Source organism: Clostridium sp. KNHs216, assembly GCF_006714885.1.
GTDB lineage: Bacteria > Bacillota > Clostridia > Oscillospirales > Acutalibacteraceae > Caproiciproducens.
This window is the reverse complement of the sequence record NZ_VFMF01000001.1, coordinates 275,829-291,515: the sequence shown is the minus strand read 5'-3', so window position 1 is coordinate 291,515 and position 15,687 is coordinate 275,829. Positions and strand designations below refer to the sequence as shown.

Sequence of the window (15,687 nt, the reverse complement as noted above, 5' to 3'; positions counted from 1 at the left end):
CCGGGGAAACTCCCTTAATTCGTACATAGAAAGGACTCCGTGTATGATATACACGGAGTCCTGATTTTAGCAGTGCGAAATCACGCGTTGCGGGCAGCCATTGCCTTTTTGACCTCTTCTGTAAACAGAGGCAGAATTTTGGTAACATCTCCAACAATGCCGTAATCGGCTACTTCAAAGATCGGAGCGGTTTCGTCCTTGTTGACAGCAATAATCACATCGGACTCTTCCATACCGGCAAGATGCTGGATAGCCCCGGAAATACCGCAGGCAATGTAGAGATTCGGGCGGACCGTCTTCCCTGTCTGACCGACCTGAATGTCTTTCTCGACCCAGCCGGCGTCAACACATGCTCTGGAGGAACTGACGGTGCCGCCGAGCGCGTCGGCCAAATCCTTAAGCAGGGAAAAATTCTCGGGACAGCCCATGCCGCGGCCGCCGGAAACGAGGATTTTTGCGTCCTGGATATCCATTTTATTGGATACCTTCTTGATAATATCAACGATTTCCACATTCTGGTGGTCCCCGCCGATTTCAAGATCATACTTTTCAACCGGAACTTCCGCGCCCTCGATCGGCTTGATCTTCTGCATAACGCCGGGGCGCACGGTGGCCATCTGCGGACGGTGATCCGGGCAAAGGATCGTCGCCATGATGTTTCCGCCGAATGCGGGACGGGTCATTCTCAGATTCTTGGAGCCGTCGTCCGCGACTTCAAGCTTTGTGCAGTCGGCGGTCAGACCGGTTTTCACTCTGGCTGATACGCGAGGAGCCAGGTCGCGGCCGATTGCAGTCGCGCCGTAAAGGACAACTGCGGGTTTGTATTTTTCAATGACGTGATACATGCTGTGTGCATAAGGCTCCGTGGCATAAACCTCGAGCGCCTTGTTGTCGACCATGATAATCTTATCGGCGCCATGTCTGGCCAGCTCTTTGCAAAGGCCGGATACGTTGTAACCAAGCAGAACAGCGGTCACTTCTGTTTCCATGTCTTTAGCAAGTTCCCTGGCTTTTCCAAGAAGCTCAAAAGAAACGCCGGCTATTTTGTTGTCGACCTGCTGTACGAAAATAAATACGCCTTTATATTCTTGAATATCCATACTGCTCACCACTTTCAACTATATAATGAATTTTTCTCTGAGTTTCTCGAGCATATACTCAGCCGACTCCTGTGGGTCAAGGTTTACAAGCTGACCCGCCGCCTTCAAGCTCTTTGTAAATGTCTGTGCAACTCTGGTTGGTGAGCCTTTTAATCCGATTTGAGCGTCATCCACTTCAATATCCGCACGGGTAATGGTTTTGACTTCTTTGCTTCTGTATGCGTCAAAAATTCCGCCCGGAGTCATGTAGCGCGGCTGGTTCAATTCGCTTAAAGCAGTAATCAGGCAGGGCATTTTCACCTTGAGGATATGATATCTGTCTTCATACTGGCGTTTTACGGTGATGGAATCGCCTTCAACTTTGATCTCCTCCGCATAGCTGACATTCGGAATGCCGAGGTGCTCGGCAATCTGGGGGCCAACCTGCGCGGTATCGCCGTCGATGGCCTGGCGGCCTGTGATAATCAGGTCGTATGGAAGTGTTTTGGCCGCTGCAGCGATCGTTGTGGAAGTTGCCAGAGTGTCGGCACCGCCGAAAGCTCTGTCTGTTACCAGAATCGCTTCGTCCGCGCCCATCGCAAGCGCTTCGCGCAGAGCGGCATCGGCCTGCGGCGGGCCCATGGACAAAACGGTAACGTGCGCGCCCTGCTCGTCTTTCAGGCGAAGGGCGGCTTCCAGGCCTGCCTTATCATCGGGATTGATGATGCTGGGCACGCCTTCTCTGATCAGTGTTCCGGTTACCGGGTCCAGCTTCACTTCGTTGGTGTTTGGAACTTGTTTTATGCAAACAACAATATTCAAAGATTGTCACTCCTTTTGGGCTTTTATAGTTATTTAAGTTCGTTCGAGGAAATAACCATGCGCTGAACTTCGCTGGTACCTTCGTAAATCTCGGTGATTTTGGCATCACGCATCATGCGCTCAACTGGATATTCTCTCGTGTAACCATAACCGCCATGAAGCTGAACTGCTTTTGTGGTAACCTCCATTGCAACTTCAGCCGCAAAAAGCTTTGCCATTGCAGCTTCTTCTGAATAAACCTTCTGGGCATCCTTTGCCATAGCGGCGCGATAAACAAGCAACTGGGCCGCTTTGATCTTTGTTGCCATATCCGCGATCTGGAACTGTGTGTTCTGGAATTTTGCAATCGGTTTGCCGAACTGCTTTCTTTCCTTTACATACTTGACGGTTTCCTCATAAGCGCCTTCCGCAAGACCCAGAGCCTGGGCAGCGATGCCGATACGGCCGCCGTCGAGTGTGTTCATGGCGATTCCAAAGCCCTTGCCCTCTTTGCCGAGCAGGTTTTCCTTCGGAACGATGCAGTTTTCAAAAATGAGCTCACAGGTAGAAGAACCGCGGATACCCATCTTCTTTTCTTTCTTGCCTACGCTGAAGCCCGGGAAGTCCTTCTCAACGATAAACGCGGAGATGCCCTTTGTTCCCTTGCTCTTGTCCGTCATGGCAATGATAATATAAGTATCGGCATAACCGGCATTTGTGATAAAGATTTTGCTGCCGTTCAGCACATAGTGGTCACCCTCCAGGACAGCTTTCGTCTGTTGCATGGATGCATCAGTACCCGCGTTCGGCTCTGTCAGAGCGAAAGCGCCTAATTTGTCACCCTTTGCGAGCGGAACAAAATACTTTTCAATCTGCTCGGGAGTACCGAATTTTAAAATCGGGGAAGCGCCCAGGGAAGTATGTCCGGACACAACCACGCTGGTCGTGCCGCAAACCTTCGCAATCTCTTCAATGCACATAACATATGCAAGCGTATCGCAGCCCTGGCCGCCGTATTCCTTCGGGAAGGGAATTCCTAAAAAACCATATTTGCGCAGTTTTTCGACTGTTTCTACAGGAAAGCGCTCTTCTTCATCCAGTTCCTGGGCAAGAGGCTTTATTTCATTTTCTGCAAATTCTTTGTACAGCGTGCGGAGCATCTCATGCTCCTTGCTAAGTACGAAATCCATACTCGTTCCTCCAAAATCTATAATTTGCAACAATCAACCATCTTTATTTTGTATAATCGTAAAAACCCTTACCGGTCTTTCTGCCAAGCAATCCGCCGCGGACCATTTTTCTGAGTAAGGGATGAGGACGGTATTTACTGTCGCCCGTTTCGGACTGAAGCACTTCCATAACAGCAAGAACGACATCCAGACCGATCAGATCGCCCAGAGCCAGGGGGCCCATCGGATGATTGGCGCCCAGCTTCATTGCCGTATCGATATCTTCAGCGGAAGCGGTGCCGTCGGCATAGATTCCAACCGCTTCATTGATCATAGGAACAAGAATTCTGTTGACAACGAAACCGGCAGCTTCCTTGACCTGTACAGGAGTTTTACCGATTTCAACAGAGATAGCCTTGATTTTTTCGACCGTCTCGTCCGGAGTCGTGATGCCGGCGATTACTTCGACCAGCTTCATAACCGGAGCGGGGTTGAAGAAATGCATGCCTACGACCGCTCTGTCGAGCCCGTTGGAAATTTCCGTAATGGAAAGAGATGACGTATTGGTGGCAAAAATCGCATCGGGCTTGCAGATGCCCTGCAGCGCCTGGAACAGTTCCTTCTTCAGATCCATTCTTTCAAGAGCGGCTTCAACAACCAAGTCACAGTCGGAAACAATTTCTCTTGTCCCAGTTGTGATTTTGGCAAGAATTTCGTCGGCCTTTGCCTGATCCATCTTTCCTTTGGCAATCAGTCTCTCAAATCCTTTGGCGATTTTCTTTTTCCCGCCGGCGGCAAACTCTTCGTTAATATCGCAAAGCTTAACCGTATATCCATCGGTCTGAGCAAACGCCTGGGCAATTCCGGAGCCCATGGTTCCGGCGCCGATAATACCAACTTTCATTTTAATTCCTCCTAAATTAATGATTATTTATAGAAATTATTTGTTTACGAAAGGATCCGGTTTGCGCTTTTCACAGAAAGCCGCCATGGCGTTTTTCTGATCTTCCGTTTCAAAGCAGGTACCGAACTGAGCGGCTTCAATGGCAATTCCGGAATCGATGTCGACCTGGATCCCGTCATTGACCGCTTTTTTGGTGGCGCGGACAGCGATCGGAGCGTTGCCCGCGATTCTGCCGGCAAGCTTCAAAGCTTCTTCCATCAGCTGCTCCGCCGGATAAACTGCGTTGACAAGGCCCAGCCTCAGGGCTTCCTCCGCCTTGACCTTACCGCAGGTGTAGAGCATTTCCTTAGCTTTTCCGATGCCGATGGTACGGGCAAGCCTTTGGGTTCCGCCAAATCCGGCGGTAATGCCGAGGCCCGCTTCGGGCTGTGCAAACACTGCGTTTTCAGCAGCGATGCGGATGTCGCAGCTTAAAGAAAGCTCGCAGCCTCCGCCAAGAGCAAACCCGTTTACTGCGGCGATCACCGGGATCGGGAAGGTTTCGATTTTTCTGAAAACAGCGTTGCCCTTTGCACTGAAGGCTTCCCCTTCCGCCCGTGTTTTGCTGCTCATTTCGGCGATATCCGCTCCGGCGACAAAGGACTTCTGTCCGGCGCCGGTAATGATCAGACATCTGGTAGTATCGATGGACACACCGTCCAGCACAGCCTCAAGATCGGTCAGGACCTCGCTGTTCAGGGCATTCAGCGCTTTTTCGCGGTCAATGGTAATAATCCCGACAAAATCCTTTTGCTCGTATTTTACGTAACTCATAATTCAATAACCTTCTTTCTGCAGTTGCAGTTTATTAATTATTCGTCATCGCCCATTTTTACGATTGTGGAAACGCCCATGCCGCCGCCTACGCAGAGTGTGGCAAGGCCGTACTTGGATTTTCTGCGCTGCATTTCATACAGAAGGGTAACCAGGATTCTGCATCCGGAACATCCAACCGGGTGGCCCAGCGCGATAGCACCGCCGTTTACGTTGACCTTGGACTGGTCGAATTTCAGATCGTGCGCAACGGCAAGAGTCTGAGCGGCGAAAGCTTCGTTTGCTTCAATCAGGTCCATATCGTCCACGGTCATGCCTGTCTTCTCCATAACCTTGCGGGTGCTGTAGATCGGGCCGAGACCCATGACGGAAGGATCCACACCGGCGGAAGCACCGCCAACCCAGGTTGCCATCGGTTTTACGCCGAGTTCTTTTGCTTTTTCTTCGCTCATCAGAACGATGGCGGCAGCGCCGTCGTTAATGCCGGAAGCGTTTGCGGCGGTAACGGTGCCGTCTTTCTTAAATGCCGGCTTCAGCTTGGAAATACCTTCCGCTGTAACGCCTGCACGAGGGCCTTCGTCCTTTGCAAACAGAACGGTTTCTTTTTTTACTTTAATCGGAACGGGAACGATTTCTTCGTCAAATTTGCCTTCCGCCTGTGCCTTTTCGCACTTCTGCTGGCTGAATGCGGAAAACTCGTCCTGCATTTCACGGGTGATTCCGTACTGCTCCGCAACATTTTCAGCAGTAATGCCCATGTGGTAGTGGTTGAAGGTATCTTCCAGACCGTCGTGAATCATGGAATCGAGCAGCTCGCCGTTGTTCATGCGATAGCCGAAACGGGCATCCTTCAGAAGATACGGAGCGCCGGACATGCTTTCCATACCGCCGGCCACGATGATGTCAGCTTCGCCGGATTCAATCAGCGCAGCAGCAACGTTGACGGTTTTCAGAGCGGAACCGCAGAGATTGTTGAGGGTGAACGCCGGAACGGTTACCGGAATGCCTGCATAAACAGCGGACTGACGGGCGACGTTCTGGCCAAGGCCGGCCTGATACACACAGCCCATAATGACTTCGTCAACCTGCTCCGGTGCTACGTTTGCACGCTTCAAAGCCTCTTTAATAACAATGGTACCGAGGGTTGGGGTCGGGACGTTGGAAAGTGCGCCGCCCATTTTGCCGATGGCCGTACGGCACGCGCCTGCTAAAACAACTTTTCTTGACATAAAAATTTTTCCTCCATTCATGTTTTTGCAATTCGTCCAATTGCGAAGCATCATGTTCTTCAATTTACAACATTTTACTGAACGCGGGTATGTGTTAAATATATCACAATATCCTTTGATTTGCAATACAATTAAAATGAATATCTCAAAAAGTGTTACAAAATTATCAAAAATTGTCACATAAATAAAAGCAGCGCATTTAAAAAAACCAGTAGAATTCTATAAGAAAGCCAAAAAAACCGGCTCTATGAGCCGGAATTCTTTTGAGATTATGAAGGATGATATCAAGATCACTGCATATTTACAAAAATCCATAACCGGTCTTTGCTCTGGGGTCAGCATAAAAAACAAAGAAAATTCTTTGATTCACCGAACAAAACTAAGAAAATCCTTCATAAAAGCTTCCGCTTCCGACTTTGGCGTAGCCCAGGAAGTGACCAGACGAATCGCTGAAGTGGATGCATCGATCTTTGCCCAAAATTCAAAGCCGTACTTTTCTCTGAGCTTTTCAATGAGAGTATCCGGAAGAATCGGGAAAATCTGATTGGTCGGAGACGGGGCCAGAAATTGAAATCCTGCCCCGGCAATCCCTTCCCGAAGGAAAGCCGCCATTTCGTTTGCGTGCTTTGCCAGATCAAAATATAAATGATCCCGGAACAGTTCTTCAAACTGGACGCCCAGGACCATCCCCTTGGCGGCAACAGCCCCCCTCTGCTTCTGCATATAGCGGAAATCTTCTTTCAGCTCCGGGTTGCAGATCACAAGCGCTTCTCCCAGTAAAGCGGCGTTTTTGGTACCGCCAATATAAAATGCGTCCGTAAGATCGGCCAGGTCCCGCAGGGTCAGGTCGTTTTCGCCGCAGGTGAGTGCCGAGGCCAGCCGTGCGCCGTCAAGATACAAATAAAGCTGATTGGCTCTGCAGAATTCGCTTAACGCAGAAAGGGAAGCCTTGGTGTAAATCGTTCCGATTTCGGTTGAGTCGGATACATAGACCAGCTTCGGGCGGACCATATGCTCATCCGTATGTCCGTCCAGTACCTCCTGAACCATTTTGGGAGTCAGCGTTCCATCCTCCGTATGTACCGTCAATACTTTATGTCCCGTAGCCTCTATGGCCCCGGTTTCATGTACATTGATATGCCCTGTTTCGGCAGCCACGGCTGCCTGATAAGGACGTAAAAACGCTGAAATCGCCGTCAGATTCGTCTGGGTCCCGCCTTCCAGAAAATGCACCGCAACATCGTCACGGCCAATGCGCTGCCGGATCAGTTCAGCCGCGTGCAGGCTGTGGCGGTCATTTCCGTATACGGCGTTCTGCTCCAGGCTTGCTTTTGCGAGCGCCTCCAAAATTCTTGGATGGGCGCCTTCACTGTAATCATTACGAAAACTGTACATTTCTACTCCTCCGCCATCAATGATGATCTTCTATAAAAGATTTGATTTCCTGCTGTAATCCCCGAACGGTACCCTGTACAAGCTCTTTGGAGCCTCCGCCCCTTCCGTTGAAAGCCTGGTTCAGTTCCTTTCCAAACGCACGGACATCTTCCTTTGCGCTGCCCACTGCATACTGATATCCGGCAGCGTCATCTCCCGAAAGGACGGCGGCAACTCCGGAACAGCGGTCACACAGCAGCAGGCAAAAGGCACGAAGGTCCGCCGGTGCAAGATCCGGCTCAAACAAACAGATATTTTTCGTCCCTTCCGGCACCTGATCGCATTTGGAAACAAAAATCTGATTTTTCAGGGAAGTCAGCTGCTGCTTTAAAGAGTTTGTTTCTTCCAGCAGATGCTCCACCGCTTCTTTTATTTTCTCCGGCTTCGCGGACAGAAGCACCGAAACGGCACCGACGCTGTCTGTTTTTTCATTGTAATCATCCACCGCTTTTTTGCCGCATAAAAGGCCGACACGCGTGCCGCCTTTATAATGCTGGGCGGATACCAGCTTAACGATCCCGATCTCCCCGGTCTTTGCGACATGCGTGCCGCAGCAGGCACAGACATCGTACCCGGGGATTGTAACAATGCGCACCTCCCCGGTCAGCTCTTTCTTGCTCCGGTAGGAAAGCGCAGAAAGCGCCTGAGCGTCAGGATAAGACGTTCCAATGGGAACATTCCGGTAAATCGCTTCGTTCGCCAGGGCTTCCACCAGCGAAAGATCATCCAGGCTGAGCTCTCCGTTAAAATCGACGGTTATGGCCTTGGACCCCATGCGAAAACCGACGTTGTCCAGACCAAAAAGACGGTTTACAATTCCCGAAACGATATGTTCCCCCGAATGCTGCTGCATCAGCGTAAACCGGTGCGGCCAGTTGATCCCTCCCGTTACCGCAGAGTCCACGGGAAGAGGCCTATCCGTCGTATGAACGATCCAGCCGTCCTGCTCATGTACATCCAGAACATTGACCGTGTTCAGCACCCCGATATCCGCGGGCTGTCCCCCGCCCTCCGGATAAAACAGCGTTCTGTCCAGCACAACGCCGTAATGCTCCCTCTGCTTTTCACAGCGGAGAACCTTTGCTCGGAAGGTTCTGAAATACGTATTTTTATAATATAATTTTTCCGTTCCCTGATTCATTCCATTTCCCGCTTTCTAAAAAACTTCACAGTCATCCATCCCAGCTGGTAAGATATAAAACCGGCGTTATCATAACCCGTTGCGGTTATTATAGCACAGAATCGAAAAAGGACCAACAGCTTACGCCGCGGCCCTGACAAAATGAATTCCGACGTTTAAAACAATTTTAATCGTTCAGAGAATTCTGAGAATTGACTGAAACAAAACGGTCTCTCCAGACACACCATCCGGTTACGGCGGCAATCACAATGGCTCCGCCCAGAAGAGCGAATTTTCCGGGCCGCTCTCCGTCAAAAAGAAAGACCCAAAGAGGATTCAGCAGCGGTTCAATCGCGCCGACCAGCGAGCATGCAAGCGGTGGACAGTCCTTCACCGCAAGCCCATACAGAATATACGGAATGCCAAGCTGTATGACGCCCAACGCCAGAATACTGATTACCGCAGTGGAAGAAACGGGAGTCGGAAAGATAAAAATCATCGGAACTCCGATCACTGCGGTAAGCAGATGGCCGAAAAGGATGCCGCTCATACGCGAGTCGTCATCCGTACGCCCGGTAATCACATACATTCCCGCCATAAACAGTCCGGCGAGGATTGCAAGGCAATTGCCAATCAGCTTACCCGCGCCAAGCTTATCAAAGAAAAACAGAGAAATTCCAAACAGCGTTACCACTACGGTAATAAGATCCATCCTGTGGAAATGCTGATGGAAAACCAGCGCGGAAATAATCAAAATGAAGACAGGCGAGGTAAACTGCAGCACAATGGCGTTGGCGGCCGTGGTCATTTTATTGGCGGAAACAAAGGCAAAAAATGTTGCCGCAATACAGACGCCGCTCTGAAAGGAGGACAAATTCAGCTTAACCCGGCGCCCGGTCATACGCATAAATACCAATACCACTACTGCTGCAATCAGGCTGCGAAATCCCGCGATAACCATTGCGTTCCACGGGACCAGTTTGATGAAAATACCAGCAATGCTCCACAGACCGGCACAGACGGCCATAAGCCCGACAGAACGCCTTTGGGAAGAAGATGAAGCCATTTTACATATCCTCTAATATCTGAATTTTTTCATTCAGCGCGTCGGGCAAGCCCCGCGCCTTTCACACACCTCAATATAATACTTGAACCGCAATAAAATTGCAATAAAAAACGACAAAAATTACGGTACCTAATTTGTCACTTTAAAAGGCTTTATTATGAAAAACATCAAAATATACAATTTTTAGGTGAAAAAACCGTCTATTTTAATCTGTATTTACATGGTTCATCGTGATATAATGCGAAATAAATGAACATTTTATTAACAAGGAGTTGGTACCATGCAATTCACCGTCACATTTTTCCTATTGATTTCCATCGTGATCTCAGCTCTCTCCTTTCTCTTCGCAGGCTGGCTGTATCAATGGGTCAAGAAACGCCCGTCTTCCAACAAACGCATTGCAGAAGTCGGCACTCTGATTAGAAATGGAGCAAATACATTTCTAACCAAAGAGTATGCGGTTCTCGCGAAATTCGCCGGTATTGCGGCAATCCTTATCCTTATATTTTTGCCAACACCAATTTGGAAGGGGAATCCTCTTGACAATCTGGTAATGGCTTTGGCGTATCTGGGCGGCACTATTTTTTCCGCGATCGCAGGCGTCATCGGCATCAGAATCGCCACTATTGCGAATGTGAAAACAGCGGAAGCAGCGCAAAACGGCATTAAGCCGTCCTTCATGTCAGGGTTCCGCGGCGGCGCGGTCATGGGCATGGCCGTTGTGGGAAGCACCCTGCTCGGCGTCACGCTGGTAATGCTTATTACAAACAACACGACCGCCCTGCTTGGCTTCAGCTTCGGCGCAAGCTCTCTTGCCCTGTTTGCGAAAGCCGGAGGCGGTATTTTCACAAAAACGGCCGATATCAGCGCCGACCTGGTCGGCAAGGTTGAACTCGGCATTCCGGAAGACGACCCCAGAAACCCCGCGGTCATCGCGGACAACGTAGGCGATAATGTGGGCGACGTCGCCGGTATGGGCGCCGACCTGTTTGATTCCAACGTTGCTTCCATGGCGGCTGCGCTTGTTCTTGCAGCCTCTCTGGATAAAGCGGCCGGCGGAACCATAAACACAAGCACGGTGTTCTGCTATGCGGCCCTCGGTCTGCTGGCGTCGATCATCGGCGTTGCGACCGCCAGAATGGGCAAACACGGCAACCCGACAAAGGCGCTGAACAGCAGCACCTATGTAACGACAGCGCTGTTTGGCGTTTTGACGGCGCTTGCCACCTGGATATTCAACTTCCAATGGCGCATTTGGGGCGCGAGCGCAGTCGGCCTTCTGGTCGGCGTCGTCATCGGGATTGCAAGCGACTATTTTACAGACGACACAAAGAAACCCGTACATAATGTAGCGAAAGCATCCGAAACCGGCCCGGCGTTTACCATCCTGTCCGGTATTTCTTACGGATTCCTCAGCACTCTTCCCGCCATGATCGGCATTGCGATTTCCGCTCTGGCAGCTTACAAGCTCTGTGACCCGATCGGCCCCGGATATGCCATGTACGGCATTGCGATGGCGGCCGTCGGTATGCTTTCCATTGTCGGTATGATTATCTCCAACGACGCTTACGGGCCCATTGTCGATAACGCGCGCGGACTTGCGGAAATGGGTAACCTTGGCGATGACGTTCTGGAAATTACGGATTCTCTCGACAGTGCCGGCAATACGGTTAAAGCGGTCACAAAGGGATTCGCAATCGGAGCCGCAGGCTTAACCGTTATTTCCCTGCTCGGCGCATTTATCAGCCAGGTAAATGATTCCGCGGCGGTACTTGGAATAGAGGGAATCACCGGCTTCGACATCATGAACCCCATCGTTTTCTTTGGACTGCTTATCGGCGCCGCCGTGCCTGCGGTATTCTCCGCAATGCTGATGCTCGGCGTGGACCGCAACGCCCAGAGAATGGTTTCCGAAATCCACCGTCAGTTCCGGGAAATCCTCGGCCTGAAGGAAGGCAAAGAAGGCGTTGTTCCTGAATACGACAAATGTATTGAAATTGCCACCTTCGGCGCTTTGAAGGAATTGATTCCGGCCGGACTTGTCACGATCATCATCACCTTGCTGGTCGGATTTATCGGCGGCGTCCAGGCCATCGGCGGATACCTCGGCGGCAATATTATCAGCGGCCTGCTTCTGGCGCTGTTCATGAGCAACGCCGGCGGACTTTGGGATAATTCCAAAAAATTCATCGAGTCCGGCAACAACGGCGGCAAGGGTTCCGACGCGCATAAAGCGGCGGTAGTCGGCGATACGGTCGGCGATCCTTTCAAGGACACCGCGGGCCCCTCGATCAACACGCAGATTACCGTGGTTTCCCTCGTGGCTTCCCTGATGTCCACTCTGTTCCTGACTTTATCCATCTTCCATTAATCAATGATTGATCTCATTCCTATAAAAGGGGCTCCTGGCTGAAAACAGCCGGGAGCCCCTTTCGCAGTTAAGGAAACTTATTTTTCCGTTCCGATAAAGAACAGAGCGGCAATACCGCAACCGGTGTGGCTTCCGATCACGGGACCCATATCGCTGATGATAATTTCCTTTACGGAGAATTTTTCCTGAACAAGGGATTTCAAAAATTCAGCCGCTTCCATATCATCTCCGTGGCCGATAAAAATGGCCTGGTCCTCCGGATGGACACAGGTTTTGACCATATGGTCAACCAACGCCTCCAAAGATTTTTTGCGCCCTCTCACATTGGCAACAGGAAGCAATTTCCCCTCCTTGTCGACATGGAGCACGGGCTTGATTCCCAGCGCCGTTCCTACTACGGCAGATACCGCGGAAACCCTTCCTCCGCGTTTCAGATGGTTCAGGTCGTCGACCGTAAACCAGTGACACATATGATCACGGTTTATTTCTACCCATTGCGCCAGTTCCTCCAGCCCGAGGCCCTCCCGCTTTTTCCGGGCAGCGTAATAAACAAGCATCCCTTCTCCCACCGAGGCGGCTTTGGAATCGATACAGACAATTTTTCTACCCGGGTACCGTTCCATCAGATCGTCCGCCGAAATTCGGGACGCCTGATAGGTACCGCTTAAACTAGACGAAAACGCGATATACAAAATGTCCTTCCCCTGTTCGAGAATCGGACAGAAGTATTTTTCATAGGTAATGCTGTTGATTTGGGAAGTGACGGACATCTCCCCGTTTTTCGTTCTCTCATAAAAGGTATGAAAGCTCATTTCCCGTGCGTCGGGGAAATGCCGATATACTTTTCCGCTCATCGTAAATTCCATCGGGATAACAACGATTTCAAGCTGCTCCGTCAAAGCAGCCGGAAGGTCGCAGGTGGCATCTGATACAATAACATACTGATTCATACTTGCACTCCTTCTAATTTGCTTTTTCACCATTTCCGCGTTTATGTGCCAATGTTCCTGCAGAATCTCGGAAAAACAGTCTTAACCGTCTCTCTTAACATTGCGCTGACAATTCTATCTGCATTTTTTTGAATGGGGCAATCGATTTCTTTCGCCCCACTCACACATCATATCTAAGACGGGAATCAAAGACTTTCCTCGTTTTGAAAGAGTGTATTCCACCTTTGGCGGTATTTGTGGGTACTCTGTGCGGATAATCAGCTGGTCGGCTTCCATGTCTTTCAATGTACTGCTGAGCGTTTTATAGGTGATCGTACCAATACAGCGCTTCAATTCATTAAACCTCATAATCTGCTTATTCTCTGAAAGCCAATACATGATAATCATTTTATATTTGCCGCCTATGATCGACAAAGTATAACCAAAACCAGTATTTTCAATAACTGCCCCTGTTGGGCTGCAATCTTCAATCGCCATCTCACACTCTCCCTTAGTATAGTATATATCTCAAATGTGCGTACTTGACTTATAATATATATACACTATCCTTATCTTAGTGTCAATCAGAAAAGAAGTCCAAACAACAGAAAAAACTTTCAGACGAATTTATTATGCTCGAGAAAAGTCATACAACCGGCTTTCAGCTGCGACATTTCAAACAGCGCAATTCCAGTCAGTCCTCTCAAAGTGCTGAGATTCATCACAGATGAGGATGGTAAACACTGGTGAATAAAGCAAAAAATATATGAAGGGATGAATTGAAAATGGGCAAAAAAATCCTGGTACTTACGGGCAGCCCCAGAAAAGGAGGCAACAGCGATTTAATGGCGGATGCGTTTATGAAAGGAGCGCAGACCGTCGGACATACTGTAACAAAATATGAAGCAGGCCTAAACAAAATCAATGGCTGTAAAGCCTGTAACAGATGTTACTCCAAAGCGGAAGCCTGCGTATTTGAAGACGATTTCAATACATTGGCTCCATTCTTGGAAGAAAGTGATATGCTCGTTCTTGCAACACCCATGTATTGGTTTACCTTTCCGGCACAGCTTAAAGCAGCTTTAGATAAAATGTATGCGCTGCTGATCGGCGGCAGACAGAGCAATATCAAAGAAAGTATTTTACTTGCCTGTGCCGAAACTGAAGAAATGGCTGATTTTGACGGTTTGGTCAGAACCTATGGGCTGATCGCATCCTATCAAAAATGGACCGACCGTGCTCGTCTATTGATTCCATCCGTCTCGGAAAAAGGAGATATTCTACAGACGGATGCACTGAAAAGGGTGGAAAGCCTTGGATTATCAATAAAATAAACCATACTGATCTGTCTCTTTCCGATTGTTCCGAACCCGGTCCGGCGCGAGAGCGATGTTTCCCCCGTCTGCCCATAGCAAAAAGACAGCAGTCCAACCTTACCGGTTGGACTGCTGTCTTTGTAAAAATGGTAAAAAAAATTTTTGAACTAAGCCGGAAAAATGAAACCTGCAATCTTTCAGTTATACTCCAAATCTCATATGCTAAAATTGTTTTTTACTTTTTGTGTCTAACAGTCCATAGAATAAACGCACCCATGGTGGCAATTGCAGCGATGCTGCCGGCTCCAGATATATGAGATCCTGCACCAATAGACTCTGCAAACACACCCACAATGATGGTTGCCACAAATGCAATGATTTCAAACATAAAGACTACCTCTCCCTATTTGTGTTTCACCATTTATCGGCGAATACAAAAATACCACTGCATCCATAATATCACATTGTTTTATAAAAAAGAAGACATACATTCCCCGTAGCGGAAAAAGTATGTCTTCTTGGTGCGAGGGGGGGGACTTGAACCCCCATGAAATTGCTTTCACATGGACCTGAACCATGCGCGTCTGCCAATTCCGCCACTCTCGCGTGACGACTCAACTATATTATCATATCAGTACCCATGTGTCAATATCAAAAATGAAGTTTTTAACAGAAAATGTCGTTTTTCATTCAGAAACGAGCTGATCGGCGACGAACCAATCAAATTCCGCCGCGGGAACCGCTTCTTGTTTTCGGTTTTTTGTGAAAAAGGTAATAACGCGGCTGCTCCTCTTCAAAAATCCAACAGCGCAGATAATCGTCCAGAACAATCCCCACCGCAGAAAGAAAATACCATCCTATACTGGAAGACAGACAGATCTGCCCGAACAGGTTGAACGGCTTTTGCGAGTAATCCCAGACCTCCCAGCCAAAATGGACATTGACAATCATGCCGGTGATAAACTCCAATGCCGTTATCAAAAGCATTCCGATCAGCATCTGTAAAACCAGCGGCGTTTCCCAGGACAGGAAACGGTTGATATATCCCAATCCTAAAAAGCAGACGCCGCCTAAAATAAACATGCTCCAATGGGAGTATCCCCGGTAACAGATTTCCATGATGAGATAAATATCCCCGCCGATCACGAGCAGAAGGGCATCCTTCAACAAGAAATTCCGGACCTTACACAGCATAACATCACCCCCTTGATTGTATTCCGACAACGGTTTCCCTATTCCCGGAACAGAAAGAAAAGGATGTTATGCATTACAGACAAAATGAGCATGAACAGTATAATTGCTTTACAGTTTCGACAAAATCCTCTGCAATCAATAAAAAAGACAGATGGGGAATCCCTTTGTATCAAAGCGGCTCAAGAAGCGCTTAAACAAGATATCTGTTTTCAATCAGCGACCAAGATCCGGCAAATCCCCACCACCTGTAAAGCTCTATAAC

At 49.1% G+C, this 15,687-nt stretch carries 15 protein-coding genes and 1 tRNA gene; 2 read left to right on the top strand and 14 right to left on the bottom strand.

The genetic code is table 11. The features are described from left to right. Positions 1-80 precede the first annotated feature (80 nt). The 9 genes from LY85_RS01445 to LY85_RS01405 all read right to left on the bottom strand — a co-directional run bounded on the left by LY85_RS01445 (position 81) and on the right by LY85_RS01405 (position 9,615). The gene (locus LY85_RS01445; protein WP_038324086.1) at positions 81-1,100 is read right to left on the bottom strand and encodes an electron transfer flavoprotein subunit alpha/FixB family protein; all 1,020 of its coding nucleotides are present in this window, start codon (positions 1,098-1,100) and stop codon (positions 81-83) included. A gap of 18 nt (positions 1,101-1,118) precedes the next feature. Continuing rightward, positions 1,119-1,901, bottom strand: a complete 783-nt coding sequence (locus LY85_RS01440; RefSeq protein WP_038324085.1) for an electron transfer flavoprotein subunit beta/FixA family protein — start codon at positions 1,899-1,901, stop codon at positions 1,119-1,121. Positions 1,902-1,930: 29 nt separating this feature from the next. Further along, entirely contained in the window at positions 1,931-3,070 is a 1,140-nt protein-coding gene (locus tag LY85_RS01435; protein ID WP_141825190.1) for an acyl-CoA dehydrogenase, read from the bottom strand. A gap of 43 nt (positions 3,071-3,113) precedes the next feature. After that, on the bottom strand, positions 3,114-3,953 hold the full coding sequence (locus LY85_RS01430) for a 3-hydroxyacyl-CoA dehydrogenase NAD-binding domain-containing protein (RefSeq protein WP_038324083.1): 840 nt from the start codon (positions 3,951-3,953) through the stop codon (positions 3,114-3,116). A 36-nt stretch (positions 3,954-3,989) separates the two neighbouring features. Beyond that, a complete protein-coding gene (locus LY85_RS01425) occupies positions 3,990-4,766 on the bottom strand; it encodes an enoyl-CoA hydratase-related protein (protein WP_141825189.1) in 777 nt (258 codons plus the stop codon). Positions 4,767-4,804: 38 nt separating this feature from the next. Continuing rightward, entirely contained in the window at positions 4,805-5,995 is a 1,191-nt protein-coding gene (locus LY85_RS01420; protein WP_038324076.1) for an acetyl-CoA C-acetyltransferase, read from the bottom strand. 366 nt (positions 5,996-6,361) lie between these two features. Then, positions 6,362-7,390, bottom strand: coding sequence for an aminotransferase class I/II-fold pyridoxal phosphate-dependent enzyme (locus LY85_RS01415; protein WP_141825188.1), 1,029 nt, complete (start codon positions 7,388-7,390; stop codon positions 6,362-6,364). A gap of 16 nt (positions 7,391-7,406) precedes the next feature. Then, positions 7,407-8,570 carry an alanyl-tRNA editing protein gene (locus tag LY85_RS01410; protein WP_141825187.1) on the bottom strand — a complete coding sequence of 388 codons (1,164 nt, stop codon included), beginning with the start codon at positions 8,568-8,570 and terminating at the stop codon, positions 7,407-7,409. A gap of 166 nt (positions 8,571-8,736) precedes the next feature. Then, entirely contained in the window at positions 8,737-9,615 is an 879-nt protein-coding gene (locus LY85_RS01405) for a DMT family transporter (RefSeq protein WP_042081809.1), read from the bottom strand. 280 nt (positions 9,616-9,895) lie between these two features. On the opposite strand from LY85_RS01405, the gene LY85_RS01400 reads away from it, so the two are divergent. Next, a complete protein-coding gene (locus LY85_RS01400) occupies positions 9,896-11,986 on the top strand; it encodes a sodium-translocating pyrophosphatase (RefSeq protein WP_141825186.1) in 2,091 nt (696 codons plus the stop codon). A 77-nt stretch (positions 11,987-12,063) separates the two neighbouring features. Here the strand turns inward: LY85_RS01400 and LY85_RS01395 are convergent, their stop codons facing one another. Together LY85_RS01395 and LY85_RS01390 are read right to left on the bottom strand one after the other, a co-directional pair. After that, the gene (locus LY85_RS01395; RefSeq protein WP_141825185.1) at positions 12,064-12,936 is read right to left on the bottom strand and encodes a DegV family protein; all 873 of its coding nucleotides are present in this window, start codon (positions 12,934-12,936) and stop codon (positions 12,064-12,066) included. A 114-nt stretch (positions 12,937-13,050) separates the two neighbouring features. Further along, entirely contained in the window at positions 13,051-13,413 is a 363-nt protein-coding gene (locus LY85_RS01390) for a helix-turn-helix domain-containing protein (protein WP_141825184.1), read from the bottom strand. 287 nt (positions 13,414-13,700) lie between these two features. Between LY85_RS01390 and LY85_RS01385 the strand changes: the two genes are divergently transcribed. Beyond that, positions 13,701-14,249, top strand: coding sequence for a flavodoxin family protein (locus tag LY85_RS01385; protein WP_141825183.1), 549 nt, complete (start codon positions 13,701-13,703; stop codon positions 14,247-14,249). 217 nt (positions 14,250-14,466) lie between these two features. Here LY85_RS01385 and LY85_RS19135 read toward each other — a convergent pair whose 3' ends face one another. The 3 genes from LY85_RS19135 to LY85_RS01375 all read right to left on the bottom strand — a co-directional run bounded on the left by LY85_RS19135 (position 14,467) and on the right by LY85_RS01375 (position 15,425). Further along, positions 14,467-14,619: a hypothetical protein gene (locus tag LY85_RS19135; protein ID WP_185741070.1), complete on the bottom strand. Its 153-nt coding sequence runs from the start codon at positions 14,617-14,619 to the stop codon at positions 14,467-14,469. A 131-nt stretch (positions 14,620-14,750) separates the two neighbouring features. Beyond that, positions 14,751-14,837, bottom strand: a tRNA-Leu gene (locus LY85_RS01380). A gap of 114 nt (positions 14,838-14,951) precedes the next feature. Beyond that, positions 14,952-15,425, bottom strand: a complete 474-nt coding sequence (locus tag LY85_RS01375; RefSeq protein ID WP_042081807.1) for a membrane protein — start codon at positions 15,423-15,425, stop codon at positions 14,952-14,954. Positions 15,426-15,687: the final 262 nt, after the last annotated feature.

Excerpts from the sequence above, each read along its gene's own strand:
- LY85_RS01410 (WP_141825187.1), bottom strand. The coding sequence starts at position 8,570 with ATGAATCAGGGAACGGAAAAATTATATTATAAAAATACGTATTTCAGA.
- LY85_RS01400 (WP_141825186.1), top strand. The coding sequence starts at position 9,896 with ATGCAATTCACCGTCACATTTTTCCTATTGATTTCCATCGTGATCTCA.
- LY85_RS01395 (WP_141825185.1), bottom strand. The coding sequence starts at position 12,936 with ATGAATCAGTATGTTATTGTATCAGATGCCACCTGCGACCTTCCGGCT.
- LY85_RS01430 (WP_038324083.1), bottom strand. The coding sequence starts at position 3,953 with ATGAAAGTTGGTATTATCGGCGCCGGAACCATGGGCTCCGGAATTGCC.
- LY85_RS19135 (WP_185741070.1), bottom strand. The coding sequence starts at position 14,619 with ATGTTTGAAATCATTGCATTTGTGGCAACCATCATTGTGGGTGTGTTT.
- LY85_RS01385 (WP_141825183.1), top strand. The coding sequence starts at position 13,701 with ATGGGCAAAAAAATCCTGGTACTTACGGGCAGCCCCAGAAAAGGAGGC.
- LY85_RS01435 (WP_141825190.1), bottom strand. The coding sequence starts at position 3,070 with ATGGATTTCGTACTTAGCAAGGAGCATGAGATGCTCCGCACGCTGTAC.
- LY85_RS01405 (WP_042081809.1), bottom strand. The coding sequence starts at position 9,615 with ATGGCTTCATCTTCTTCCCAAAGGCGTTCTGTCGGGCTTATGGCCGTC.
- LY85_RS01415 (WP_141825188.1), bottom strand. The coding sequence starts at position 7,390 with ATGTACAGTTTTCGTAATGATTACAGTGAAGGCGCCCATCCAAGAATT.
- LY85_RS01445 (WP_038324086.1), bottom strand. The coding sequence starts at position 1,100 with ATGGATATTCAAGAATATAAAGGCGTATTTATTTTCGTACAGCAGGTC.
- LY85_RS01420 (WP_038324076.1), bottom strand. The coding sequence starts at position 5,995 with ATGTCAAGAAAAGTTGTTTTAGCAGGCGCGTGCCGTACGGCCATCGGC.
- LY85_RS01425 (WP_141825189.1), bottom strand. The coding sequence starts at position 4,766 with ATGAGTTACGTAAAATACGAGCAAAAGGATTTTGTCGGGATTATTACC.
- LY85_RS01375 (WP_042081807.1), bottom strand. The coding sequence starts at position 15,425 with ATGCTGTGTAAGGTCCGGAATTTCTTGTTGAAGGATGCCCTTCTGCTC.
- LY85_RS01390 (WP_141825184.1), bottom strand. The coding sequence starts at position 13,413 with ATGGCGATTGAAGATTGCAGCCCAACAGGGGCAGTTATTGAAAATACT.